The following is a 24,723-nucleotide window of genomic DNA, read 5'->3' as shown; positions in this document are numbered from 1 at the left end:
GACTCACTTGGCGAATACGGTTTGGTTAGTGTCAGTTAGCGAGTCTTCGAGCTTACTGACACTTAGTAAACCCTATTCGATTAGTGAGACAGTGAAAATTCCTTGCAGTTTGTTAGCGAAGCCTATTTGGTTAGTCGGAGTTAGCGTGCGTGAGGCCTTGCACATTTTTCCGACCGCCTCTGTATACTGCCCAATGTAGTGACGGCCCAGCGGCCTGAGCGGCCCCAAATAAATAAAAGCGAAGCAACTGCTTTTGCGAGGAAGTTCGGGGGAGCAATTTCGCATTCATGCAAGAAATCCTCCCCCGAACTTCCGAGGAGTGTCTCCCCCCGAGGGGGCAGGGGGGGGCAACGAAACCAACGCGCAGCAACCTTTTGAACTTCAAGTGCAATCGATAATGCGGGTAGTGAAGTGTTCCCCGAATGTTTGGATTGGAGCGGGCGATCGTGTAGGACAATCGCTTCGTAGTCAAAAGTGCGCTTCATCCCAAAACCATGATGGCAATAACACCACGGGCGATCGTTGATGCAGGCACACTCTTAAAGTAAGGCGCGGACACAGGCAATATTCACCGCTGCTTTGGCTATAATTGTCCTAAAATAACGCCATTTTCCTGCAAATAGTGAACTTCTAGGAACTAAATAAAGGACAATCTACACTTTACAAAACGCTTATTGTGATTGAAAACGAGCTTTTTTCTTCTGTGTTCAAAACTTTCGATAACTACCACATAGGAAATAACATCGGTGAGGTTTAGTTTTGACGGTTAGCAGCAAGTAGTGGGCGAGCAGGGGAGCATCAATACACTTAGTTTTGACGGTTTGCAGCAAGTAGTGGGCGAGTAGGGGAGCATCAATGAAGTTGGTTTTCACGGTTTGCAGCAACTTGTAGAGCGGGTTAGCAAAGGAAGAGCAAACGAACAATGTTACATCCAAAGCCAGAATCACTTTCGAGCGATCGTACTGAAGCGGGGAAGTTACAAAGGAAGCTGCTGCGGGCGGGGGGTTTGGTATTCCCTGCCGATGATTGGGATGTACCCATGCTGATGCCCGAATGGCAAGCAACGGGTCTGGAACTTCCCCTGGACGCTTGGGGTAGCAAAGCTAAGAAGCGGGGAACTACGGGAACGTTCCACTTTTACCAGGATGATTACAAATTTACGCAACTGCTCTCCAATCCGATGGCATTACCGGTTCTTTATCCCAAGGCAGCCTGCGAGTTGAATTTCAGCACCGACTTGAATACGCCCCTGGCTTACCTGATGGGATTGATTTATGCTAAGCGGTGGACGAGTCGGGTTTGGCAATCAGAAGCAGCGATTCGGATTTGGGTGGATGTTAACTTTGCTGCTGAACAAGCTCCTTGGCAACTATTGGGAGTACCCAAAGGATGGAGGGCTTACTCGACTAGGGGATGCGGCGATAACTTCCAGTACAACCTAGACCAGTGGGAAATGGCGTGTGAACGGGCCGAGACGAAGGAAATCGTGTTCTTGGTAGTGGGAGGCGGCAAGAAAATCAAGGAACAGTGTACCAAGCGCCATTGGATATGGGCTCCCAGCTTTTGGGAAAGGGCAACGGGTAAATTTGAGGGAGAAGGGCAAGGGGGAAGTAAGGATGGGCGGCAGGAGTAGCGGGGGATGGGGCAATAAATTTGAGGAAGCGCTTCAGAGGTTAGCGATGTTGGAAGATAACCCGAATACTAAGGGAAAGTACGGCATCAAGCAAGTTAGACCAGGGCGGTGGTCTGTCCTTCCTATTAGTTGGCGGGGGGTGACAAATCCATTTGCGCCATAGAAAAGTGAGCCATGAAACCTGGTTTAGGAGCCACTGTAACTTTAGTCGCGGTGGGTGCCGGTTCTTTAAGAACTTGGTGGATGTAATCAATTCGGGAGGTAAGGAAATCCAATTGTTCTCGGCGCTGCAATGCTTTAGCTGCTTCCTTGAATTCGGGAGACTCAAGCGTTCCCAGATGCACTACAAAGCTCTTGCCCTTTTTACCCGGCAAATCTCGATTGGGAGAGCGCAATCGGTAATAAGTTTGATTGCTGTTGCTGGGTGAATAATCCTCAATGTAAGCACCTTGGGGCAGTAAGGTTTTACACTCCAATCGATAGCGCTGTTTCTTATAATTGACGAGCAAGCGCTGAAGTTCGGAAGGTGGAGTATTGTAAGCTGTGAGAACTTTTGATGGAACCTTGGGGATAGCCCAAATGCAGTTTTCTAGACGCACTAAATCGCATCCCAATATTGCTTGCAGGTAAGCTTTTCCCGAAGTGGCACAGTAGTGTTTTTCAAAGGTACTCCACTTGGTGATGATGCCGTCGTTGAAGCGATATGCCGACTCTTTAGCCTTACCCGACAGCAATCCCACGATGAGATATTTCTGAGCTAAGTTCCAGGCAGCAACCAACACTTGTTCGCGTTCTGCTGGGTCTTCGATTACCGAAAGTACGAAGTTGAGCATTACTGCATCAGCGGGCAATGGGCTCGAATCGGGGAAATAGTACGGGTCGTAACGGCTGATTACGGGATATCCCATAGCGCTCAACCGTTCTGCATCTTGCCCGTAACCGCAACCGTAATCGGTGATGGTAGTTTCTGGGGTGATGAATCCAAAGTCAATTGCCCTTTGGCAAGGTCGGCTTAATTTATGGCGGTTGATAGCTGCTTTGTGGCGGTGTAGCATTTTGTTTGGCGTTGGGTGCGCTGGTTCAACTAATAAGATTGTACCTCCCAGGACTAGCCTGGGAGTGCGATTCAATTATTCAATTAGAAGGGAATATCGTCGGTTGCCCAAGTATCTGTTACCCGGTTGCTAACATCCCAAGAGCTAACATTTCTGAGAGTTGTGGGTGTTTTCGCCGGGGCGGGGACTACCGATACCTTGATTTCAACATTCCGCCTTTCCCAAGAACGGCGGTTGTATGCTTTGAGTTGTTCCAAGTCCATGCCCCACTTTTGCTGAGCGTAACTCACCAGTTGTTCCAGAGTAAAGCGCTTATCCTGGAGCGTTCCGAATACTTCTGCAAACTTAGCTTTGTAGGCATCCCAGGAGAACGTATCGCCTTGAGCTAATTTAGATTTCCTGAGCGCTTTTCCTTGCAGTTCTCGGATGGCATAGTAGGCGCTTGCCCATTCTTTTTCGGAGTAGTCCTTGACGGTAAAGCCATCGCCGAAGGCAGCATCAAAGTTAGGGAGTTGGGGTTGTTTGGCAGTTGTGCGAGCCATAGTGTACCTCTGATTCGTTGTTTTCAACCGTTGCGATAGCCGTTTTGTTGTGGTTTCTTCTGTGCTTTTAAATTGTTTGAGTTCTGGGGAATCGAAGTTACTCAATTCCCCAGACGTGAATTAGCTTTCAGATAAGGCTAAGGGTGGAGATGATGAAAATTGGAGTGCGGGGATGGTCAAAGGGCGTTCTGGTTCCAAGGCTTCCCAAGTCCATTGTTTGGTGGATTGGTCATAACCTAGGAAGTGCTGCTTCCAAGTTTCTAGGGTAGGCTTTGTATGCGAGCTAACGTAACAGCAGGGTGATTTCTTTTTCTCTCCAACTAACTGGCGCTCTACCTCGAACTCGAATACGCACAAGCTCTTGAAAGCAGCATTCTTGGGTTTGGCGGCAATGCCGTTTTCGATGGCATGGCACGCTGTAATCTCGGTGCAGAATTGCTGCCAATGTTGACTGAAACTCGCTTGATTCGCTCCTTTGGCTTTGTAGCTCAAAGGAATTGAATGCAGGGGTTGATTGTCCGAATTGACCAAGAATACCTGGAACAACTGGATGTTGCTAATGCGCTCGTTTTCCTTTGCCGCGCGATCGTACAAGCCCAGGATTACCGTTTGCTGTAGTTTTTCACTTTCATCTCGGTCAAAGGCAAGCACCGGTGTTTTTGGACAAACAATCATCCGGGGTTTGCGGAGAAGGATTCCTTGCTCGGTTTCTCCTGAATTAAAGGTGTACTCGATTAGTTGGGATTCATCGAAATTTAGCCAACCGGCTTGTGCCATCTGATCGGCAGTTACGAAGTAGCCACAGTGTTCTAAATTCGATTCTCCCCGCACTGCTTGAATGCGCGGTAGACGAGCTTCGGGGTCTACGAAATCGGGACTGGCAAACTCGTCACGTTCGATGGTAGCTTCTACCATTTCGGGAGCGGGCATTACTTCGGATTGGATAGCTGCATCGAATTGAACATTTGTATCGGATTTCTTAGCCATGATAAAGCCTCCTATTTTTCACCCCAGCGAAAGCCTTTTACTTTCACTTTCATTGATTGTTAGTTATTGATACTTGATGTTAAAGAACCCCAAATAAACTTAATTACTTGGGGCTGTTCTCTCCCTCTATCTCTGGCTATTGCAGGTGTACTGGATTCACCACAAGCGCTCCATATTCTTCGCCTTCTGGGATGAAGTCTTCAACTAAAGCGCCGTTTACTTTAACTGTGGCTACAGCTTTGTGATTGCTTGTAACTTTGTGATACTCGGAACGCACAGCTTCTCTTGCTTTGTCTTGTAAAATTTCGATGCAGCAATCTTCATCTTCTTCGGGGTCTATTTGCGCCCATAACGAACAGGATAAGTCAACTGAATTAAATCCACCCAAGTTAAATTTACGGGTGTAGCCTACGGCAATGGTTCTGATGTTCATGGGTTTATTTTTCCTAGTGTTGCACCCCAAGCGTTAGCAATTACTTGGGAGTTTTGTTGATTATTAATGCTGTTAGAAATGGTTTGATTCAAAATCATAAGCTTGGGGATTTGGGGTGATCTCGTCCTCGGTCAGCCACTTAGTTTCTCCTTGTCCCATCAAAGCTTTGACTCCGTAGTACCAAACGGGTTGAGCCATCAAAGAGCCGTGCTGCCACCTGGGGGCGTAGAGTTCGATGCCAAAGATGCGCTTTTCTTCCCAATCATCAATGGGTAAATCTGGGGTAATCAGCCACACTTTTTGACCGATGGAGTATGCCGGTGTCGGGACAAGCCACTCATCGGAATCGGCTGCAACTTCGAGACAACACCGCAACTCGATGGTTTGAGTAGTTAATGGAATGCGGTAAGGCTTGGGTAATTGAATGGATTTATTGGGTTGAATTAACATGAGAATTATTGGCTAGTTTTACCCCAAGCGATAGCCATTACTTTTAGGTTTTATGATTTATTTAAATTAGGTCTGATCAATAACTTAATTCACTTCAATAAAAGAGCTAACGCTTTGGTTGCAAACAAGATTAATCAAAGCCATGAACCCGAATCAACCCGGTTGTTATTTGATACACTGGCAACCCGCAATCGGTAATTTAACTAATCCCAGAGCCACGGCATCCCATTATTTAGGCAGCACCAATAAACCCGTGGGCGATCGCTTGAGGGAACACCAAACTAAAGTGGGAGCCAGAATCACCAAAGCTGCGGTGGAACAGGGGCGGGAGTTGGTGTTGGTGAGGACTTGGCGCGGGGGGTGGCATCGGGAACGGGAACTTAAGAAGCTTCACAACAACCGATTGCTCTGTCCTATCTGCAATCCCCGCTGCGATCGCAAACACCCTAAATCGAGAACGCACAAGAGCTGTGGAGTAGCAGGGAAAGACTAGCGATCGCGCAAGCGCGTATTAGATGAAGGAACTACGCTGCGTTTCTGAATCTAATACTCCTTACTCTTTAAAATAAACTGAGTTGACCCTCGCTTACAGGGCATTTGCGAGGGCGCCTTGGGAGTCCGCTACGCCACCCCAGATAGGTTTTTGCTGGCCATCCCGTGCTAATGAAATGGGGAATCTTGGCAACTTCTTGGAGCCAGGTTCTGTAGGGAGTGTATTTCCTGAATCCGAAGGGAAAACGCTCTCTGGATACCCATTTCTTCGCTGCTTTTCCTTCTATTGCTTCTCCCATTAACAAGCATTGAGCTTCGTACTCTAGAAGAGCATCGGCAATGCTATCAATTGCTTTATCTCTCCAAGTCACTCGCTTCATTGCCTAACTCCCCTTTCGCTACACTATGGATGTTTTATACCCACGCCGAGGCTGTAATATTGATAATTCCTCGGCATCGATAATTTAATTGCTCTCTAATTGCTGTTGGTGTTCCTTAGCTTCTGAGATTCTACGCTTCAGGGTGTCTAATGCCATTATTGCTGTCCAATTACCCCGGTTAGCTAGTTGGATATATTGCTGTATCAATTCTTCAGTGATTTGTTGGTCTAGCCACTGCACTAACTCTGCGGTTTGTTGGCGCGCTTGGGGATTGGTGCTGCCGAACATCTCGAACATTCCCAACTTCTGCATTTGCTCTAAGGTCATATTCTTTACCGCTTTTACGGCTTCTTCAAACTCTTGCTCTGAGAAGGTTGGTGACTCTTTGGGATGCTGGTGTAACAGGAAGTAATCGATTTCTTTGTACGCGCCGACATACATTTTATGGCTAACTGTGTCACATAAAATAGCGTGTTCGGGCATTTCATCATCGGAGCCTAAATTGTAAGGATCTAAGTGAATAGCTAAGGCTATGTGTTCGACCAGGGGTGCATACGCTGCGTAGTAACTGAATGTAGCCATTGCTCTGCCGTTACTCCACGTGGCTTTGCTTCCTTGGTAGTAAAGAGCAAAGTATTGACTGTTGCTGACTCCCACCATTTCAGGTAACATGGGTGGCATGGATACGGGTAATTCGATAAAGTGCGTTCCTATCATTGTTTTGGCTCCTGGTTTAGTTCAATAGAAAGAAAACAGCCTTCAGCTTTATGGGGTAAGGCTTTAACCCCATTCATACCTTGGGTTTTCAAAACTTGATCTGCTTCATCTAACAACTCAAACGAGTTAAAGTAAACTTGGATTAGGGCTGCATTTTTATGATGCTTTAAGGTGTAGCCCCGTTCGTGGTGGCAAGGGTTACGACATTTCACAAAACAAGCTTTTCTGAGTAAATTGTGAATTTTTCTGGTCATTTTCCTGTGTTCTGTTATTCAAAGAGAATGAGAGCGCTGCTTTCTTGGCTTTTCCCGTACTCCGGGTCTACCTGCTTTCTCAAATACTCAAACTCATCAAATAAGTCACTGCGGACGTACTTGGTGTTGTTTCTAGAGCTTAGTTTGTAATAGGCGTGTTGCCACTCTGTAAACGCATTCAAGGAGGCAGTGTGGTACAATAACCAATCGCAGTTGTTGAGGTGCTTAAATCCCCATTGTTCATTTGTCCATTCGGTATTCACATCCCTGCTATGCCAACAAAGATACACCGCTCCTGGTAATCCTTTGAGCAGCACTATGTCGTATAAACTCCAGGCTTTTGTGTATTCATGACATAGTTCTTCATTGATGCACTCTCCGCATTCATCCAAGCCCATTTGAGCGCAATCTAACCCTAAGTTGCAGTGCATGATGTACCTCTAACTTACTATATTTTCTACACTAGCGATAGCCATTTTATTAAAGTTACTTTCTCTTTTTATTTTAACATTTAGCCTGAAACCCTCACTTTTATTCATGATTGTTTCAGGCTTGCTGGGAATCTAGCGAACTCTCAAATGAGTTTCACGTTCTCCGAATTGTGCAACTCGTTGAGCTTCGATATCTCCCGCTTCTAAGGCTTGTCGGATAGCTCCATTATCGGGTGATACTTCAATGCGCTGAAATTGGGGAGGAAGTTCTGCTACTTCACAAGAGAGTTTGAGGGGCAAGACTCCACCGTTGTTGCTGATAGTTAAATTGAATCGGTGTAGACTTAGCTTCTTGACACCTTGAGCTTCGAGACACTTCTTGAGTTGTGCTTTCATCCAATCAACTCGTTGGCTGTCGCTAGCTGCTAGTTTACTCAGGCGTTCTGCTTCAGCTTTGCGTTGTTTGCTCAGAGCATGGCGGTTGGTAATGGCAGCGCAGTAATTGTCTATTTTGATGAGCCATTGGTCGTAGGTGTCACCCCGTTGTTCGAGTAGTTGTTGTACCGCTGCTTCTATTTCGGGTGTGATTTCTTCACCTTCGATGCTGTCGATTAGTTCATCCAAATCTTCCAATTGAACAGTGAGTTGGTGCAATGATTTACCGCGCACTCGTTCTTTTTCTCGGTGCGCTTCACAACGACTGGAGATAAGAGCGCGTTGGTCTGGATTCATGTGCTGCCACGCTTGCTGCACGATGGAGTCGGATTCAGGAGTAGCGGGAGTGTCGTGCTGTGCGACTAATTGAGCTTTGAGGGTGCTTAGTGCTTCCATTCCCTGCTCGGATGCTGCTAGTAATTGAGGGACAATGCCATCCAACAAGGAAGTATTGGGCATAGATTCAATCAATGCAGGGGAGATAGAAGATTCTAGGGATACGGTTGATTGTGTCTTCTTTCTGGGCATGATGTGTTTCCTATTGTTCTAATTGTTTTCACAAGAAAGCGAGAGCCATTTTGTTTTCCTTTTGTTACCTATTCTTTATGGGTGATTGGGTAACTTTTAAATGGTGGAGTTGCCCCAAGTAAAAGAACTTGAGGCAGCCTTGGTTAGGCAAAAACTACCACAGTCAGATTAGCGGCGACTAATTGAAACTGAGCTTCGGTTAACCCTATGGTTTCACCCGCTTCTGTAGATGCAGCAGCAATTACTTGACCGCGTAGCGCAATACTTTGGGAGGTAATGCAGGTTAAGGGCAATTGTTTGTCTAAGAATTCCTCGTCGCAGATTAAGTCGATGTTGGGGTCAGGAAATTGATGGCGCACGTATTCTATGTACGCATCCTCACCTTCAACGCCTACTCGGTTTTGCAGGTCGGCAAGTTCCCACTTCTCTGCTACTTCTAGTCTGTGGATTCCTGTGTTGTTAATCAAAGCGTAGAGCATAGGTAATTCCCTATTATTTACACCCTAGCGCTAGCCATTTTATTGAAATTATTTGTATATCTGTATTAATATTAATTAGATGCTCCCATGACACAAACAAACTTGGAAAATGTCATAATACCCAGACACAAAGCTGCTCTCAAGCGCCATGAATTGAGCTTACCGATGGCTGCTGCTGTTGATGGGGGAATTCTGTTACCCCATCACACGCACTTAGATTATGGATGCGGTCGCGGGGATGATGTGCGCTTCCTTCAAGCAATGGGTTTTCGTTCCCGTGGTTACGACCCTTACTACTTTCCCCGTACTCTCAAAAGAGCGGTTGATGTTGTTACCCTGCTTTATGTTCTGAGCACTATTGAAGTTCCAGCACTTCGGTGTGAAGTGCTCTATCACGCTTACCAACTCGCTCGTCAAACTCTGGTGGTTAGCGCTATTACCGGGCGATCGACTAATCATGCGGGTGTTGCTTACAACGATGGCGTAATTACGAGATGGGGTACGTTTGAGAAGTGCTATTCGCACATCGAACTCAAACACTTAATTGAAGATACCCTGGGTGTACCTGCCCGCTACCTGGCTCACAATACCTACACTGTTTCTCACAACTCTCGCGCTCTTCCCCTGATTATCCACAGTAGCGATCGCACTTACTTGGAAAAGTGCCGCTTTCTACTTCATTGCCAGCAGCAGGAATTAGGAAGTGCTTGGATTCCTCCCGCTGATGCTATCATTGAAAAGCATTCCTCCCTTCAGAAGGGTAAGCGCTATTACTATTTCCGGTTGAAGTCTCGTTCTCGGTCTCTCCCCAACGGTAAGCTAACCATGCACTTAGGAACTGCTCAAAGTGAATGCTACCTGAATGCTGTAGGAGCGATGGAACGCAGGGACTTACTTTGCATCAGCGAACGAAGGTTGATTCGGATTGAAGCTATACTTAGTGGGATGAGCGAATGAGTGGAGGATGCAGTCGTGACTAAAGTTATTTCGATGAAAGATTGGGTTCCCAGTCGGGTCAGGGATTCTTACACAACCAACGAAGAAATTGACGCATTAAATGAGGAATACGAACAATATCAATCTTTGGCTAGGGCTTCTTACCTGACTGCCGAAGAAATTGATGCCTTGAATCAGGAATACGAGCAATCTACATCTCGCTGTTTAAATACTACGAGTGCTTCCGTTAACCACAATACTTTAGCTCCTAACAACGAGAAACTTATCACGCCTGGGTAGTCATGCACAGTAAGGATATCGTTTTCTTCTGGATAAATTATAGTGATGTACAAAGTTACAAATTGCCACTACGCGGAAATTTATGTTGAGTTAATATTAAACCATTACTGTGCATCACTACCAAAGCATTTAACTACTGGCGGGACGTATTAGTAGAGCAAGGATTCCTCGCTCTACTAACAGCCTTAAAGCAGAGTAATTGCAGTGGATGCCGGAGTGCCAATCGAACCTGAACCAAAGCCCAAATTCACCACCCCACCAGTCAAGCCGGGTAGATTGTTAATCGTCAGACTAACGCTAGTTTGACCCGCATTAAAGTTCACCGTGCCGGAGGAAGGATTTACAGCAAATGGACTAATGGTGTAGTCTAGGTTGTTCACGGGTTGACCATTACCAGGGGCAACAATCAAATAGTCCACCGAAGCCGAAACCGAAGTATCGCCAGTCCGATTAATCGTAACAACTGCCGAACCACCATCAATAATAGGATCGGGAGATGAACCGTAATAGAAGAAAGTCGGAGGCACAGCAGTAGTATCAACATTAGAAATCCCTTGATATTCAAGGTTCCGCACTAGGTAGTCGGAGCCATCGTTTTTGAAGGAGGTGGCGGCGTAGGCAGCGGTGGGGCTATCGTAGGCTTTGGTGGAGAACCGCAGTTCGTCAAAAGTAGCGCCGCCCGAAGAGTCTCCTACTATCTGGAATTTGAAACTACCATCGGTGCGATCGCCAATGAAAGTCACTCCCTCTGAAGACACACTAATGGGTTGGGGAGCGATCGGAGCGTTGAGGCGAGTGATCGTAAAATTGGTGGCCGGTACCCGAACCCCATTATTAAAGATTTGCAGGAAACCCACTTCATTGCCTTGATCGCCCACTCCAGGAGCTGTTTTGGGACTCAATGCACTGAGGTCGATCGTTGTGCTAGTAATGTCTTGGTTATCTGCCCATTTCACCTTCAGGGTCTGAGATTGATTGGTGTTCGGGTTATGGTTGATTTCCGCCCGAATTTTCTTAGCGTCGGTGAACCAACCATCATAAGAGGATGGAACACCAATACCACCAGGACTGCCGTAGCTCAACCAGCTTTTAGGGTTTTCGTTTGTTGCTAAGGTGAGGTTGCTGATGACACTAGGGTTAAGGTAGTTCGTTTCAAACCCATCAAAAGCTATCCCAGAGAGTTGGATGCCTTGATTCTGGGCAGCAGTAGGCCATTGTGTAATTAGGTCATTGACACCGCTGTAATTATTGATTTGACCCAAAGAACCCATAAGAAGAGTCGGCGTAACTGTAGGGTTAAATTCATAAGCGCCAATATCAACGATCGCATTTCCGTTATTATCACCATCTTGAGGGCGACTCACACCGCGCTGATCAGTAGCCGGCGCGCCCACACCAGTACCAGTATCAATTGCCGGACTTCCTACTAGCAGTGGCAGCACGAAAGCGCCGTTAATATTTTGCAAAGGGCCGAGTAAGGGGTCTGCGATCGTCACATTCGCCGTAACATTACTATCATTAGGATCTCCGGTCGTCAGTTTAGCGGGAAATTGAAGGTTGTTGCCCCCATCGATGAGCTCCCGTCCAGTGTGCTGCCTAGTTTTAAAAGAGTTACTTGCCGTATTCCTATCAAAAATCGAATTCTTGACAGTAATTGGCGATTTCACAGGGTCGTTAAAAGTAGCAATACCTCCCGAAAATTCAGCGGTATTCTTAGCAAAAGTCGAATTGACGATGTTCGTCGAAAAGGAATCTCTGTTAGCGACAACCATTCCTCCGCCCTGCTTAGCAGCGCTGTTGCCGGAAAAGGTACTGTTGACAACGCTGATATTTCCATTCCCTCCTGCCCACAAACCGCCCCCATTATCTTCAGCTTGGTTATTAGCAAAAGTGGAGTTTGTGACAGTAAGATCCACATTTCCGTGACGAATTGCGCCTCCGGAACCTCCAACTCCGGCTAGATCCTTAACAGCTTTATTGTTAACAAAAGTGCTATTTTCCAACACTATCTTATCTTGAAGATAGCCAAATAAAAATCCCGCTCCTCCTTCTCTCGCTCCGATATTGCCATCAAAAACGCTGTTGCGGATAGCAATAGTTCCGGCAACGGGGCCGGGGGTTGCATTCAGCCCGGAAGCATTAGCGCCATCGACGTAAACTGCGCCACCAACGCCTTTCTCTGTGCGGTTGCCGATGAATTTAGAGTTTTCGATCGTCATGCTGCCCAACAGGTTATTAACAGCTCCGCCGTAGCTGCCTTTGTTGTTGGTAAATTCGCTATCTCTGATAGTCAGAACACCGCCGCTTTTAGTTGCAATCGCACCGCCACCACGTTCGGTATTATCCGCTAGTGAACCATCATTGCCGCTAAACTTGGTGTTAATTACAGTCGTCGTGCTGCGGAAACCCGTGTAAATGCCGCCACCAAAACCAGCAACATTATTATTGACTTGGCTATTTTCTAAAGTTAAAGTGCTGCTACTTCCTGTTTGAATGCCACCACCAGCGCTAGTTGCCTCATTATTCTGATCGGTTCCAGAAACTTTGCCGTTGGCAATAATTAGGTTTTTTAGAGTCACATTGGTCGAACTTCCAGTGCGGATTACCCGCGAAGCATTGTTGCCACTGATAGTTACACCGGGTGCTGCTGCACCGTCAATGGTAATGTTTCTGCCAACGGGAATATCGAGTTGACCACTGGTGAGGGTAATGGTTTGGGCGGCTAAACCTGGAGCGAAGGTAATGATATCCCCTGCAACAGCGCTGGCGATAGCATTTCTCAATGAACCCGGCCCGCTATCGCTATTGTTAGTAACGGTAATCGTCGCTAAAGTCCCTTGGTAATCCGCCATTGCTTCTGGAGCCAAGGCTAAGGGAGATTCAATTTGACCCCTAGCAAATTCTAAATTCCAGTCACCACCACTACCGGTTTTGTTGGTGGATGCCGCAACGTCAGCCCCGGTTAATTGACTAAATCGATCGACGAAATTAGCACCTGTACCGCCTGCTACATCACAGCCGTAGAGCATGATGTCTGCTTGTGGGGCTAGTGAATTTTGCCACTTTTCCAACTCGTTTTCGTATTGCTCTATGTTATCTGAACCCAGTGCGGTGTTGCCTAATTGTAGGCTGCCAGAACTGCCGTGAGAAATAATGTGAACCGAGTCTATCGCTCCGTTAGTAGAGGCGAAGTGTTCGATTTCAGAGCTGATTTGTTCGATGCCGTTTTTGGTGCGATCGAGTATTACTACCTGCTGTTTCGGCAGAACTCCCGCTGCCATTGACTCGTAATCTTTCACGCCGGAGTCAATGAAGACTAAGGAGCGCAGCGGTCGTTTTTCAAAAGCAGATTGTGAGTTAACTTGAGCGAATTTAGAACTCATATTGAATACTCCACTAAGGGCATTATTGGTAGATACGCCCCGGAGCAATCTCATCAAAATTCTTTGATAACTATGCGATTTTAGCAGTTAGCTTTTGTATGAATCGAGGTAATCTGAACTGAGGATAACAGAGCCTAATTGCAGTTAGTCCGAGCGACTGTCAGAAGTTGTGCGAACTTTGTCCCTCTCTCTACGGATAGAGGCATATTTTTGAAGGATCGAAGTAATTTTCTCGATGCAGTCAGATTCCCCAGATAATTATGGAAACCAAATATTCACCATCATTGATGCTAGAGTCCTTGAGTAAAAAGCTTTTGGATGGGGCGCTAGTCGTTTCCTTAAAGAAGCCCCATCTTGCGTCCTCCAAGAGTGAGTTTAGGGGTAGATACAGCCTTGGATTCAAAGCTTCGGAAACTGTCAGCGACCTTGTTTATTTTGCTCATTTTATTTAACCTATCTATCAGTTTCCCCTATTTCAGCAGCACTGCCATCCGCAATCGCACGGAATTTACAGCACTTTTCTATGTGATGAGGCACATTAGCAGCCCTTTGGTTTGGCAAACTAATGAGAGAGTTACTATCAGTTTTAATTTGAGCGCTATGGTATACACCAAGGCTTTTGAGAAAGTTTGGTGTATACTGCTTGTTTGCTAAGTAACAAAAGAGTTGCTATCACTTTCATTTTTCATAACACGGCACATACCCAGCATTCCTGCTGCCATCCATTCAAGACGAGTCATTCACGCTTCAATATTGCCCTTGCCTTGAAAGTAGCCATTTTGGAATCCTGTTAAGCCACCACACGTCCTTCCGTTCTCCTGGTCACTCCAGCACATCCTCCCAGCTTCACTATCCACAGACTCATGATTAGCCGATCAAGCTAGAACAAGGGGCTAAACCCCTCATTGCACCCTGATCGTTATGGGATTTCTATGCTCTGTATGGGTTTGAGCAGAAACCATATCAGCAATCAAGGTGATCAGGGCAAAGTAGAGGGTCTTACCCCTTATTGTGCCTTGATCGCCTTCCGATTCCCTTGTGGTATAGGAGTTTGGGTAAAAGCGATCAAGGTGATCAGGGCGATCGGCAACTCCTTACCTTTTTTATTAAGGGGTGTTTTTGTTGTTGCCAGGAAATAGCCCCCCCTCTCTATTTTTAAGAAGTAGTACCCTGATCACCCTGATCACCCTGATCACTTTCTTTAAACCTTTGATATTGCGTTGTATTTCTAGTGATCAGGGCAGAATGAGGGGTAAGACCCTCTACTTTGCCTTGATCACCCTTATACGGCTCAAAGTATTGATATTGCGTAATGTGTTAGATGATCAGGGTAAAACAAGGGGTGAGACCCCCCATTATGCCCTGATCACTCAGTCAATAAAAATGAGGGGTAAGACCCCTGATTAGTTTGTGAGAGATGGGATGCAGGAATGGACTCTACATCAACGATGGAGTGAAGCGGATGGATAGTCAATGAGTTGTAGAGCCATCAAAAAACTAAGAGAGTCCAAAGAAAGGGCTACCGCATTGTTTGAAAAAGAGAGGGCAATCAATTACAAGTTTCTCTTCAATACTTCAACCACTATCGCAGCTACACTCAACTTATTAGCAATAGCTTCTTTTACTTTAGGAAGTTTACCAACCGGAATATAGACACTCTTTACCTGCCACTTGCCGTTGTTTTTAACTTTGTAACGGTAGTGATTGACTATGCTTTCACCCTTCCAAAAGCTGTACACCAACCCGCTACCTCCCTGAATTACAGGCGTTTGGTGTATACTATCTGTTTCTGAAGTAATGGGAGAGGTGCTGTCAGTTGTGCTGGCAGAGTTATCACATAAACTAAACTTGAATAATTGAGCTTGGTGTATACTCTGGTCTGACAAAGTAATGGCAGCATTGCTACTAGCTTCAATTGTAGAGTCAGAGTATACACCAAGAGGTTTGGGAGTCTGGGTTGATGCTACTTGCTCCAATGGCACAAATTCAAACCGAATCACCCACACTTTTTGGTTGGTGTCGCCTTTAAAGTAGCGTGTGATGAACTCTGGGACTGAGGAACACATTCCCCCCTCAGCCTGCAAATCAGCATCGGGCATGGCTCCAAGTTGCTCTTTGTAGGGAGCGCCAAGCAAGCGACACCAAGCGATTTGTTTACCTCCATAGCGGATATCTTTATCGAGGGCTTTGATTAGTTTATTCTGCTCAAAAGCATGGATAAACTTCTGGGCGTGGCTGTCTTTCCAAGCACGGCGTGTCACCGTTTTGTGGGTAAGATACGGCAACGTTTTACCGAAACTAATACCCAAACCCGATAATGCAAACTCTGGGTTATCCTCAATCGATGATTCCGAAAGCTTGAGCAAGATGCTGCACTCGTTTGAGGGCAATGTAAGCAAGTCCTGGCATGACTGTTTTGGCAAAGAGATATCTGGCTCTGATTCTACCTTTAGTTCTGCTCTTGACTCCAAAGTGGGAGAGAGTGATGCTTTGGTAGCAAGGCAATCCATCCAGCCCAGGGGGAACCCGAATATCAACTCCATCCCCGTCGCGGATAAATAATGCGATGGGGAAATGATGCCGAGCTTCCTGAGCGATTGTTGGCACTTCGTCAGCCCCGCTGGTTTGGAATTGGTGCTCGTATTGCTGCTGTGCAAAGTCCTGAAGGAAAGCGACGATAAAGACTCGGTTTCGTTGATGGCTCGCTCCGATTTCCTTTGCCGATACGAGGAGCGGGTCTTCGATACAATATCCTGCCATTCGTAAAGAGGCAACGACTTCTCTACCGCCTCGGACGAGCAAGCCTTCTGGATTCTCGACAACCACAAAGCTGGGTCTAGCTTCGAGGATAACTCGGAGCATTTGCCACCACAAACTGGATTCTGGATGAGCCAATCCTCCCCGCTTTCCGGCATTACTCGTCCCGGTGCAGGGGAATCCTCCCCAGATGCAATCATATTGTCCTGTTGTCGCGCTAAAAGTTCGGATGTCGCTGTGAATTGGGATGTGGGGATAGTGCTGTCGGAGTACATATTGAGCATTCTCATCGATTTCTACCAACTGTTCGACTGTGAAACAATTTAGGGCGGTGGCTGCTAACTCAAAACCGCCTATGCCGCTGAAAAGTGAAAGCGTTCGCATCATCCTTGCTCCTCCTTTTTCGGAATCACAACAGGGTTGATTAAAGGGGTGACTCAATGGGTGCTACTAATCCCTTAGCATCCCTAATTCCGGCTTCTAAAGCTAATCCTGGTGTATCAAATTCACCCTTTAAATCACCGAATAGCGAAGCACTATAAGCCAACCGATAAGCGAACTTCTGGTGATTGGTTAACGAGCGCCATACTTCGACATAGTGCCAGCCTTTCAATGGTGTGCTGAGCCAGAACTTATCTCGAAGAATTGGAGCTAAAACTTGCTTTGCTTGCCATCGGTGGTTGCAGTTGTCGCAACATATCTCTAAACTCTGGGGATGGCGGCGGTAAATATCAGGAGAAGCGCAATTCGGGCATTGTTTATTCATAATTAAAACCAATCCTCCGATTGTGGTGAAAATCTGCTTTGATGCTCGGAAGGCGGTTGAGCATCTGGTAATAAATTGAGTTGCTTGGGTTCAGAATTGGTGATTTCTAGCTCGGTATTTGTTACTTCCAAATCCACCACAACCTCAGATTTCTCACTACCTAATTCCAGGGCTTGGGCGTACACCGATGCTCCTAAGTCAAATAATCCAGATTTATTGATTCTTTCCACCCAGTCACCGATACCCAACAAACACTGGCTCCACAAGTCAAATTGTTGCCATTGATGGTTCAGTGCATCTGCATCCAACACCGACCAAGTTTTTATGGCATTCCTCCACTTCTCAACATCTTGAGGAATCCGCCTCTCGAACTCTTCCCTCAATCCTTTGAGCCGGTCTTTTACCGAGGGTGTCAGTGCAGCAAAGATTTCAGGGCGCTGGTGATTCGGTACGCCCAATCCCTTCACCACTTCATAGGTTGTTCCATCTCTGTTGGCTACTTCAGAGAGCTTGGCTACCCATTCATCTATGCTGAGTGAACGAGTGGCGTAGATCGAGGTAGATGGCAACTCCTCATCTATTTGCTGAGGGGGGGTGTCTGGTTGATTCGGAACCTCGCCCACCCTTTCATTTGTTAGGGAAGTAGTACCCTGATCACCCTGATCACCCTGATCACCCTGATCACCCTGATCACCCTGATCACCCTGATCACTTCCTTCAAACCCTTGAGTTTGCGTGATGTTTTTGCTGATCAAGGTAGACTGTGTGGTGACATCCCCCTTTATGCCCTGATCACCTTGTTGATTCAAATCAGGTGCAAGGCTCCCCATCTTTTGTTGTTCGTTCCATTCTTCAAAAGCCAGCAACCCACCTTCAGAACAACGGAATTTGGCACACCGCCATTCAGGTTCGGGATGTGGTTGGTTTGGTTTACCTTGATAGCCGTTAGAAGCATCCTCAGCGAGTGAAACATCGACCATGACACCCGGTAATAGAGTCATGTGAGTCCAGTGAGCGGGTTGTAACTCGCCATCTTGGCGGTGTCGGGGTATGTGGTGTTGGGGGATTACTGTTTTCAAGTGAGCGATGAACTTGCTCATCCCCCGGTTATCCGAGTAGCCGTGTGCCTTGCAGTAAGCGATAAACCAACTGTGGAGTTCGTGGTTTTGGATTGGTGAGGCACTTTCAGTCGGTCGGAAGCAAAGGTCTATGAAGCTGCGTACTGGGTCGCCGTAGGTAGCGGCATCGAGTTTAGCAAGGCGGATGCGGTTGTTCTTGGAAGGTTGCAGCAGTATGGCATCGCGTTCACTTCGGGGCATTGCCAACGCCCAAGATACGATATCCGCCTTCACGGCAGAGAGTTTATGGCGCAAATAGGGATCTTCCAATCCTTCTCGCCCTTTTGAGAGTAGTGGCAAACACCGCCTATCCCAGCCATCACCAGCATTCTCAATTTGCAGGTGGTCAACAGAAGCTGCAACAAAGCGGCAATTCCATTCTTTCGTGTACCCGCAGGATGAATAAAGACTCCGACCCGAAAGTTGGCCGTTGTCCACCAATTCATAAAAAGGTCGAACCCCCGTGATGTAGCCCCCGGTGTCGGGAATGGTGTACAAAGATTTACCGGTTAAGTGTTGATGCCGAGATTCTGGATTGCTCAATTCTGTGAAGTCTCCAGAATGGGAATCCTCCAACCCGAAGATTTCACCCCAGAGCCTGAGTAGAGTTCCCTTACCCGAACCCGAAGGCCCGATGATGTGCACGAACTTGCCATAGGGTGCAGTCGGGTCAATCAGCATTGAAGTGTAAGCTCTCACCGCATCTAGTTGGTCTTCACCAAAAGCGGAGATGATGAAGTCGAGGAAAACTTGGGGGCAGGGGCGATCTCGCACGTAATCCGCTTCAATGACCGAAGTGAGATAGTGAGCGGGGTCGTGGGGCAAGAGTTCTCCCGTTCTCATATCCACGGTGCCGTTCTGGAATGCTCTAAAGTGTCGATTGGGGGGAGGTTCTAAGTACAGGCGCTTCATAGCGTACTTGAGTGCAGATTTAGCGCAGGTGTCACTAGAAAAGGGAAACGTTTCCTCCCATTCCCACTTGCTTACTTGATGGAGTTTGAACACCTTCTCGCTGCACACCGCAATCATGTGTTCGCACCGCTTCTCATCCTGGCGCTGCCACCACCCCGCCCCGGTGTACTGATACATGGCGCTGTTGATGGCTTTGTAATGCGTTCCGAAGAGCTTCCTCACCGCAAAGTCATCAAAGGTTCGCCCCCTAGTGTAGTAATTAAAGTCCAGACCCAATTTGTCGCAGAGATTTCGATAAAACGCATCTCGCTTGCGGTCGGGACATTTGGTAACTTCCTTGCTTGCTGAATTATCCTGATTGCCCGCACCCAATTCTTTACCAAACTCCAGCAACCAAGGTGGTGGTGAATTTCCCAGAGTTTCACCAATGGTCGGCCAATAGAAGATGTTGAGCGCTGCTGCATCCTTAATATTAGTGGCCCATTTGGTTGCTTCTAAGAGCACTGCTTGCTTATCCGCATCGGTGTTGCCCTTAAAGCGAGCTATTTGTTGCGCTTTCCACCTCAACCCGTGCTGAGCTTTTTCTAAGTGGGTATGTTGCAACCAAGCATCGATGCCGTTGCGGATAATGAACTTATCCGGGTCGCCATCGCCATCTTCACCCACCGGCAATCGGGGAGCTACATAAGGAACGATGCCTGCCAACAACAAAGATTTGATGCAGCTTTCAATTCCCTTATCCCCCGCGCTATCGGGGTCGAGGCAAATAATCACTCTCTCAATCCCAGAACGCCGTAGGGATTGCACCTGTTCTCCTGACAAGCTAGCAGCGACACAAGCTACAACGCGGGTATCTCCTAGTGCTTGAGCCACCGCTGCATCGGTAACGCCTTCGACTACCACTACTTCTTTGTGACCCGCCGCCAAAGCCCTGTCGAAGTAAAGCGGCGATTCCTTCGTTGTCAGCCATGCCCCCTCCTCATCCTTGGGATTCCAGCAAGCGTATTTCTTCGGGATGGTCGGTTCGAGCCAAGGTTGCTCTGCCTTCTGAGCTTCCGAAAGTTTCCCCCAACCCCGATAAGCTGCATCTCTCTCGCCCTTCCACCCCCGGTGATGCTTTTTGAGTGGCAAAGGTTTTGTCGGACAGTGACCGTACACCGTGAGCGGTTGACCCAATGCCGTGTGCCAAGGAAAAGTAACGTATCCTTCCCACTTGCGGGTCAACACGCCCACTTCTTCCGCAATCTCTAAGCTGTAATCTTGTGCTTTGAGCGCTGCTGCAACTTCATCTTTGCTCAGGTAGTAGCCCAATCCCAACTGAGCGATCGCTTCCCGGCTCATGCCCCTCTCTGCAATCAAGTGGTTGAGAGCACCGCTTCCTACTTCGCTCCACAGCCAATCCCGGCACTGAGCATACACCGCAGCCAATATCCCCCGGCGCGCTTCCCACTTCGCCGCTACTTCAATTTCCCTGGGAGTGTGTTCGCGTTCGGGCAGCGTGACTCCCACCCTGGATGCTGCTTCTCGCAGCGCTTCTACCCAATCAAGACCCTTGGGATGCTGCCAGCGATTCACCTTAATGCTGTGGATGTAAGCAATGGGGTCGCCTGCAAACTCACACCCGGCATCATAGAAGCGGAGAGAGTCGGGCCACACGGCAAACGAAGTTCCAGATTTACTTTTGCGAAACGGACTACCTCCCCGCCACTTCTGGGCGCTGCGCTGGAATTGATGCGATGGATGGTCGTACACCAAGTCGGCAGTGAGTCGAGGCAGCACCTCCTGTTCCCAAAACCTCAACAAACTGACATCTTTAGCCGGGGGGTTGCAGTTTTCTGAAAAATCTGTCATGATAAAAATCCTTATTAATAATTTTTGAGCCCTCTTCCTTTCAAAGAGGGTTTATTTTTTTGGCGAGTGTTTTTTTCTGCTCTACCGATGTGTTAACTTTGAGTTATCTTACGAGTCAATCGATTCGCCAATCATTGACCAATTATCCCCTCTGTCACCCATAAGCGACAGATATGTAATAAATATTTACAATGACTGAACCCGTATCACCTTTATTGAGGTGGCTTTGTGAAGAACAGGCGGACATTCACGGCACAGAATTAGCTGAACTAAGCGGTATTGCGCGGCAGACTTGGAGCAAAGTGCGGCAGGGAAAGCAAGATCTCAGCAGCGACTTGCTGTGGCGGTGTATGGAGGTGATTGCCCGGTTGCGCCCGCGCAGCGAGTGCGCTCAGGTGGTTCGTATTGTCACCTCTCAAAATGACTTGGAGAGGAAGAAAAGGGAGAGAGAAGAGCACCCGCTCTTGAGGATTGAACGCGCCTTGTCCGAACTCAAAGACGAGACTGAAGAAAACCAAGCCATGCTATTAATGGCAAGGCGCTTGAGGGAATCGCAAAATAAGGTTACTTTGATTAATTTTTAGGAAAGTCAACTTTAAGCGATGCGTTGCGACACCGAAAATGGTGACGCTGGGTGAGTATCGCCACCTTGATGAAGCGGTTATTTTCATCAGGCGCTTCCTACCTTCTTGCTGCCACCAATTCAATAAGCGAAGGTGGTTCCTGATTGCCCTGCTCGGCGGTACACCAAGAATCCAGCATCCGCCCGTACAGCACGCTAGTCTCGTAAGCAATGCGGCTGTACTCTTTTCCCTGTGCTGAATCTTCATCACATTGCGGGATGAGGTCAATGCCCATTGCTAAATGTTCTTGGTCGATTTCCCGGTGCACCGTCCAATAGCGATTCGTTTTGAGTCCCAGGCGCGTGAACACGGGGATGACCGCTGAAAAGAAATCGTAGCTCACGCCCTCAGAAATGAGATTCATGGCAATGACTTGATGCTCGTAGGATTCTCGTAACACGGAGCGGAAACAATAGGCGCTCACCAACTGCGTTTCTAGGGTGGCGGTGATGGAAGTTGGGTTTTCTTCAGGGTGCAGGAACTCGTGCTTGTGCATCCAATCAAGCAGCATTGATGCGTGGTCTACCTCTTCGGTAGCGTGGTGGGCGAAGCATTCTTGATACCGAAAGTTTCGGCACATAGAGTAGCGCATGGCGAGTGCGGCAGTAAAATCACTCGATTGATAGTAGAGTTGCCTGACCCAACCCCGAACATCATCGAAATGCTGGGCAGCAGCTAAGTGCTTATAAAAAGACCCAGCCAGTAGATCCTGGCGGTACTTGGCTCCCAAATCCAATAACCACTTCATTTTGGTATCCCCTCTTTACAAATTATGACAATAAATATGTGTGTTCTATAGTACACCAGTATTATAATATGAGTCAATCAGTATTTTTGCGGTACACCCCTATCAAAGGTGTGATAGAATGCGCTAAGCTAATTCAAAAGGTAGACTCCTGGATTTCTAACAATGGGGAGCGAAAAAAGTAAAGATTTGTGAGTTGAGAATTTCTGATGCTGTCAATTTCAGATCGACTACATAATCAAGAGAATGCGGGTATATTAATTGTCAACCACCACCGCCAAATGGTAGGAGTCACGCCCAACTTATTGAGGATTTGGCAACTACCCGAACTCATTGTGCGGTCATTATCCGACCAACTCGCATTAGAGTTTGTATCCGAGCAGTTTGATAATCCGCAATTGTTCCTCAAGGATATGACAGAAATCTACGAACAAACGCACCTAGAGATTAGGGAAAAAGTGCAGCTCAGGGACGGTCGCATCATCGAGCGCCATTCCCACCCCTTATGGTTTACTGGAGTTTATGTCGGTAGATTGTGGATGTTTCAAGTAAATTAGTGTAATAGATAACAGAGAATTCTTAGCGCCACTCTGTCTTTTAGTAGTGGCTTTCACTGGGTAAAGTATGAATCAATAATATGAGAAAGAATTATGCCAACTTGTATGACAGACCCGGTTTTACCGTTTATTGTTGTAGATACTGCTTCGCCCGTCACCATTGGCGCTCAAATCACCGAACAAATTAAGTTATTGATTGCGCGCGGTAATCTCAAACCGAATCAACCTTTGCCGTCGATTATCCAGTTAGCTAAACACTTAGGAGTGAATCACACCACTGTGGCGCAGGTGTACAACGAACTGATTGCTTTGGGATATTTCGTAGGCAACCGAGGTAAAAGAACGGTGGTTGCCGATTCTTCTTTCATCAGACAGATGGTTGCTCGCAAAAGCTTCTACGACTTGCTCAGTCAAGCTTTTCATTCAGCATCTCAATACGGGTTAACCGCATCCGAGTTTTCAGCAGCAGCTTACGCTCAAGCAGTCATGGTCGAGCGCCATCAAATAAATGTAGCTTTCGTGAACTTCTACCCGGATAGTATCGATATCAGTGCGCGTTTAGAAGCAGCAACAGGATTAGCTTTCGTATCGATACCTTGGACGCATTTACACACAAAAGAACCGGGCGCGTTGGAACAATTATTGTCGGCAGATTTAATCGTCACTACCATCAAAAACCTGTGGGATGTAGCTCAGATAGCTGACCCCAATAAGGAAGTAATCGGAATTGAAGTGCAACCTGATATGCCGTTATTGAGCCATATCTCATCGCTACCCCGCAATGCCAAGGTGTTGTTTGTGTGTCAAGAACAAAGCAGCAGCGAAGCAATGAAGCAAATTATCGACTATAACGTGCATCACGTAGAATCCCAAGCCGTTACCTTAGAATTTGTACAAAATAATGTGGCAGAACTCCCAGGATTTGATTTAGTGGTATGTTCGAGCCAAGTTGAGAATCAATTGAACAGGTACATTCCCCCAACTGGGAAATTAATGACCTTCAGCATCGGCATCGACCCGGTGAATTTGCTCGTACTCCAAGCTCGTTTAATTGCGGTAGAGATGGAAAAAGTAATGTAACATTGGTTGCATTAACTATCCTCTTTATCACAACATTAATCCTCAACAATCCTTTGAATTCGTGCCACACCAACTAGAACTTTTTCCTGAATTTCAACCAAAATATTCTGTTAAATTGCCTCAATTAACGATGAGTTCCGAGAGGCTGCATTCTTGGAAACAGCGCATCCTCGAACATCAACAATTTGCTGCTTCCGAACAACCGCAACAAGGAACATTGTTCGAGCTCGCACCCAGTGCCTGTGACTCCAACAGCATTGACCCGTTTATTTTGGAACTGCACAATCTCTCCTTTTGTGAGAAACCCGATTGGGGCGATCGCACTTGCCTCTACTTCGTTATCGACAACGCGCTTCCATTGTTGCTGTATGTAGGAGAAACAGAGCGCACTCCCAAGCAAAGATGGATAAGCCACGATTGCCACAGCTACATTGCCAACTACATCGAACTGCATCGTCGCTACTCCCTGAATGTGAGTGTAGCCATAGCTTTTTGGTATGGAGCGCCGAGCAACCGAAAACAACGGCTCCAGTTAGAATTGGAGCTTATCTATAAGTGGAAGTCGCCATTTAACAAAGAATGCTGGCAGTGGTGGGGACAACCGTTTGGTAAGTGAATTGCTCAAATTCCCCCGCAGTAAGAAAAAGTGAAAGCGATCGATAGCTTACTTGAGAACCTGCTGACAAAATTGCTGTTTTAACCTTTGTTGTCCATTATTGAATTTTATTATGAACTAAAACCACATTCGGAGCTAGCTTTCTCATAAAAATAGCTTTGAATCTGTTAAGAAATAAAACAATATAAAATAGAGTATTGTAGTTTGGGTTACAAATATAAGGGATAACATCTAACCTACTTTCATTTCTCTCTTCATTCAGA

At 46.9% G+C, this 24,723-nt stretch carries 25 protein-coding genes; 8 read left to right on the top strand and 17 right to left on the bottom strand.

The window, feature by feature from the left end:
• Positions 1-922 precede the first annotated feature (922 nt).
• Entirely contained in the window at positions 923-1,633 is a 711-nt protein-coding gene (locus QUA90_RS18540; protein ID WP_333214244.1) for a DUF4417 domain-containing protein, read from the top strand.
• A 125-nt stretch (positions 1,634-1,758) separates the two neighbouring features.
• Here QUA90_RS18540 and QUA90_RS18535 read toward each other — a convergent pair whose 3' ends face one another.
• From QUA90_RS18535 to QUA90_RS18515, 5 genes are all read right to left on the bottom strand, one after another.
• The gene (locus QUA90_RS18535; RefSeq protein WP_333447004.1) at positions 1,759-2,763 is read right to left on the bottom strand and encodes a DNA phosphorothioation-associated putative methyltransferase; all 1,005 of its coding nucleotides are present in this window, start codon (positions 2,761-2,763) and stop codon (positions 1,759-1,761) included.
• 8 nt (positions 2,764-2,771) lie between these two features.
• Positions 2,772-3,230, bottom strand: a complete 459-nt coding sequence (locus tag QUA90_RS18530; protein ID WP_333447002.1) for a hypothetical protein — start codon at positions 3,228-3,230, stop codon at positions 2,772-2,774.
• A 120-nt stretch (positions 3,231-3,350) separates the two neighbouring features.
• Positions 3,351-4,217, bottom strand: coding sequence for a DUF5895 domain-containing protein (locus QUA90_RS18525; RefSeq protein ID WP_333214249.1), 867 nt, complete (start codon positions 4,215-4,217; stop codon positions 3,351-3,353).
• Positions 4,218-4,353: 136 nt separating this feature from the next.
• The gene (locus QUA90_RS18520; RefSeq protein WP_333214251.1) at positions 4,354-4,650 is read right to left on the bottom strand and encodes a hypothetical protein; all 297 of its coding nucleotides are present in this window, start codon (positions 4,648-4,650) and stop codon (positions 4,354-4,356) included.
• 72 nt (positions 4,651-4,722) lie between these two features.
• Complete coding sequence (locus QUA90_RS18515) at positions 4,723-5,100, bottom strand: hypothetical protein (RefSeq protein ID WP_333446999.1); 378 nt, start codon at positions 5,098-5,100, stop codon at positions 4,723-4,725.
• A gap of 142 nt (positions 5,101-5,242) precedes the next feature.
• Between QUA90_RS18515 and QUA90_RS18510 the strand changes: the two genes are divergently transcribed.
• The gene (locus QUA90_RS18510) at positions 5,243-5,593 is read left to right on the top strand and encodes a hypothetical protein (RefSeq protein ID WP_333326988.1); all 351 of its coding nucleotides are present in this window, start codon (positions 5,243-5,245) and stop codon (positions 5,591-5,593) included.
• Between the two features lie 67 nt (positions 5,594-5,660).
• Here QUA90_RS18510 and QUA90_RS18505 read toward each other — a convergent pair whose 3' ends face one another.
• The 6 genes from QUA90_RS18505 to QUA90_RS18480 all read right to left on the bottom strand — a co-directional run bounded on the left by QUA90_RS18505 (position 5,661) and on the right by QUA90_RS18480 (position 8,816).
• Positions 5,661-5,972: a hypothetical protein gene (locus QUA90_RS18505; RefSeq protein ID WP_333326990.1), complete on the bottom strand. Its 312-nt coding sequence runs from the start codon at positions 5,970-5,972 to the stop codon at positions 5,661-5,663.
• An 84-nt stretch (positions 5,973-6,056) separates the two neighbouring features.
• Positions 6,057-6,689 (bottom strand): hypothetical protein, encoded by a 633-nt coding sequence (locus tag QUA90_RS18500; RefSeq protein WP_333446997.1) that lies wholly within the window; start codon positions 6,687-6,689, stop codon positions 6,057-6,059.
• The gene (locus tag QUA90_RS18495; protein WP_333446995.1) at positions 6,686-6,943 is read right to left on the bottom strand and encodes a hypothetical protein; all 258 of its coding nucleotides are present in this window, start codon (positions 6,941-6,943) and stop codon (positions 6,686-6,688) included. Before QUA90_RS18495 ends, QUA90_RS18500 begins: the two co-directional genes overlap by 4 nt.
• A gap of 14 nt (positions 6,944-6,957) precedes the next feature.
• Positions 6,958-7,374 (bottom strand): hypothetical protein, encoded by a 417-nt coding sequence (locus tag QUA90_RS18490; RefSeq protein ID WP_333326995.1) that lies wholly within the window; start codon positions 7,372-7,374, stop codon positions 6,958-6,960.
• Between the two features lie 132 nt (positions 7,375-7,506).
• The gene (locus QUA90_RS18485; protein WP_333326997.1) at positions 7,507-8,337 is read right to left on the bottom strand and encodes a siphovirus Gp157 family protein; all 831 of its coding nucleotides are present in this window, start codon (positions 8,335-8,337) and stop codon (positions 7,507-7,509) included.
• 143 nt (positions 8,338-8,480) lie between these two features.
• Positions 8,481-8,816 carry a DUF3846 domain-containing protein gene (locus QUA90_RS18480; protein ID WP_333326999.1) on the bottom strand — a complete coding sequence of 112 codons (336 nt, stop codon included), beginning with the start codon at positions 8,814-8,816 and terminating at the stop codon, positions 8,481-8,483.
• 87 nt (positions 8,817-8,903) lie between these two features.
• On the opposite strand from QUA90_RS18480, the gene QUA90_RS18475 reads away from it, so the two are divergent.
• Both QUA90_RS18475 and QUA90_RS18470 read left to right on the top strand, forming a co-directional pair.
• On the top strand, positions 8,904-9,773 hold the full coding sequence (locus QUA90_RS18475) for a DNA phosphorothioation-associated putative methyltransferase (RefSeq protein WP_333327001.1): 870 nt from the start codon (positions 8,904-8,906) through the stop codon (positions 9,771-9,773).
• A 15-nt stretch (positions 9,774-9,788) separates the two neighbouring features.
• Complete coding sequence (locus tag QUA90_RS18470) at positions 9,789-10,052, top strand: hypothetical protein (RefSeq protein ID WP_333446992.1); 264 nt, start codon at positions 9,789-9,791, stop codon at positions 10,050-10,052.
• 185 nt (positions 10,053-10,237) lie between these two features.
• Here QUA90_RS18470 and QUA90_RS18465 read toward each other — a convergent pair whose 3' ends face one another.
• From QUA90_RS18465 to QUA90_RS18445, 5 genes are all read right to left on the bottom strand, one after another.
• Positions 10,238-13,435 carry a DUF4347 domain-containing protein gene (locus QUA90_RS18465; RefSeq protein ID WP_333446991.1) on the bottom strand — a complete coding sequence of 1,066 codons (3,198 nt, stop codon included), beginning with the start codon at positions 13,433-13,435 and terminating at the stop codon, positions 10,238-10,240.
• A 1,553-nt stretch (positions 13,436-14,988) separates the two neighbouring features.
• The gene (locus QUA90_RS18460; RefSeq protein ID WP_333446989.1) at positions 14,989-15,801 is read right to left on the bottom strand and encodes a hypothetical protein; all 813 of its coding nucleotides are present in this window, start codon (positions 15,799-15,801) and stop codon (positions 14,989-14,991) included.
• Positions 15,773-16,579 (bottom strand): DNA cytosine methyltransferase, encoded by an 807-nt coding sequence (locus QUA90_RS18455; RefSeq protein ID WP_333326804.1) that lies wholly within the window; start codon positions 16,577-16,579, stop codon positions 15,773-15,775. Before QUA90_RS18455 ends, QUA90_RS18460 begins: the two co-directional genes overlap by 29 nt.
• A gap of 37 nt (positions 16,580-16,616) precedes the next feature.
• Entirely contained in the window at positions 16,617-16,958 is a 342-nt protein-coding gene (locus tag QUA90_RS18450) for a hypothetical protein (RefSeq protein ID WP_333326806.1), read from the bottom strand.
• 2 nt (positions 16,959-16,960) lie between these two features.
• Positions 16,961-20,839, bottom strand: a complete 3,879-nt coding sequence (locus tag QUA90_RS18445) for a toprim domain-containing protein (protein ID WP_333446986.1) — start codon at positions 20,837-20,839, stop codon at positions 16,961-16,963.
• 191 nt (positions 20,840-21,030) lie between these two features.
• On the opposite strand from QUA90_RS18445, the gene QUA90_RS18440 reads away from it, so the two are divergent.
• Positions 21,031-21,423: a hypothetical protein gene (locus QUA90_RS18440; protein WP_333326810.1), complete on the top strand. Its 393-nt coding sequence runs from the start codon at positions 21,031-21,033 to the stop codon at positions 21,421-21,423.
• A gap of 97 nt (positions 21,424-21,520) precedes the next feature.
• Here QUA90_RS18440 and QUA90_RS18435 read toward each other — a convergent pair whose 3' ends face one another.
• The gene (locus tag QUA90_RS18435) at positions 21,521-22,210 is read right to left on the bottom strand and encodes an iron-containing redox enzyme family protein (RefSeq protein ID WP_333326812.1); all 690 of its coding nucleotides are present in this window, start codon (positions 22,208-22,210) and stop codon (positions 21,521-21,523) included.
• Positions 22,211-22,416: 206 nt separating this feature from the next.
• Between QUA90_RS18435 and QUA90_RS18430 the strand changes: the two genes are divergently transcribed.
• From QUA90_RS18430 to QUA90_RS18420, 3 genes are all read left to right on the top strand, one after another.
• On the top strand, positions 22,417-22,764 hold the full coding sequence (locus QUA90_RS18430) for a hypothetical protein (protein ID WP_333326815.1): 348 nt from the start codon (positions 22,417-22,419) through the stop codon (positions 22,762-22,764).
• Positions 22,765-22,857: 93 nt separating this feature from the next.
• Positions 22,858-23,844: a GntR family transcriptional regulator gene (locus QUA90_RS18425; protein ID WP_333326817.1), complete on the top strand. Its 987-nt coding sequence runs from the start codon at positions 22,858-22,860 to the stop codon at positions 23,842-23,844.
• Positions 23,845-23,905: 61 nt separating this feature from the next.
• Positions 23,906-24,460, top strand: coding sequence for a hypothetical protein (locus QUA90_RS18420; protein WP_333446983.1), 555 nt, complete (start codon positions 23,906-23,908; stop codon positions 24,458-24,460).
• Positions 24,461-24,723: the final 263 nt, after the last annotated feature.

This window comes from Microcoleus sp. D3_18_C4, from assembly GCF_036702355.1.
In the GTDB taxonomy this organism is placed as follows: Bacteria; Cyanobacteriota; Cyanobacteriia; order Cyanobacteriales; family Microcoleaceae; genus Microcoleus.
This window is presented reverse-complemented; position numbering and strand designations above follow the sequence as displayed.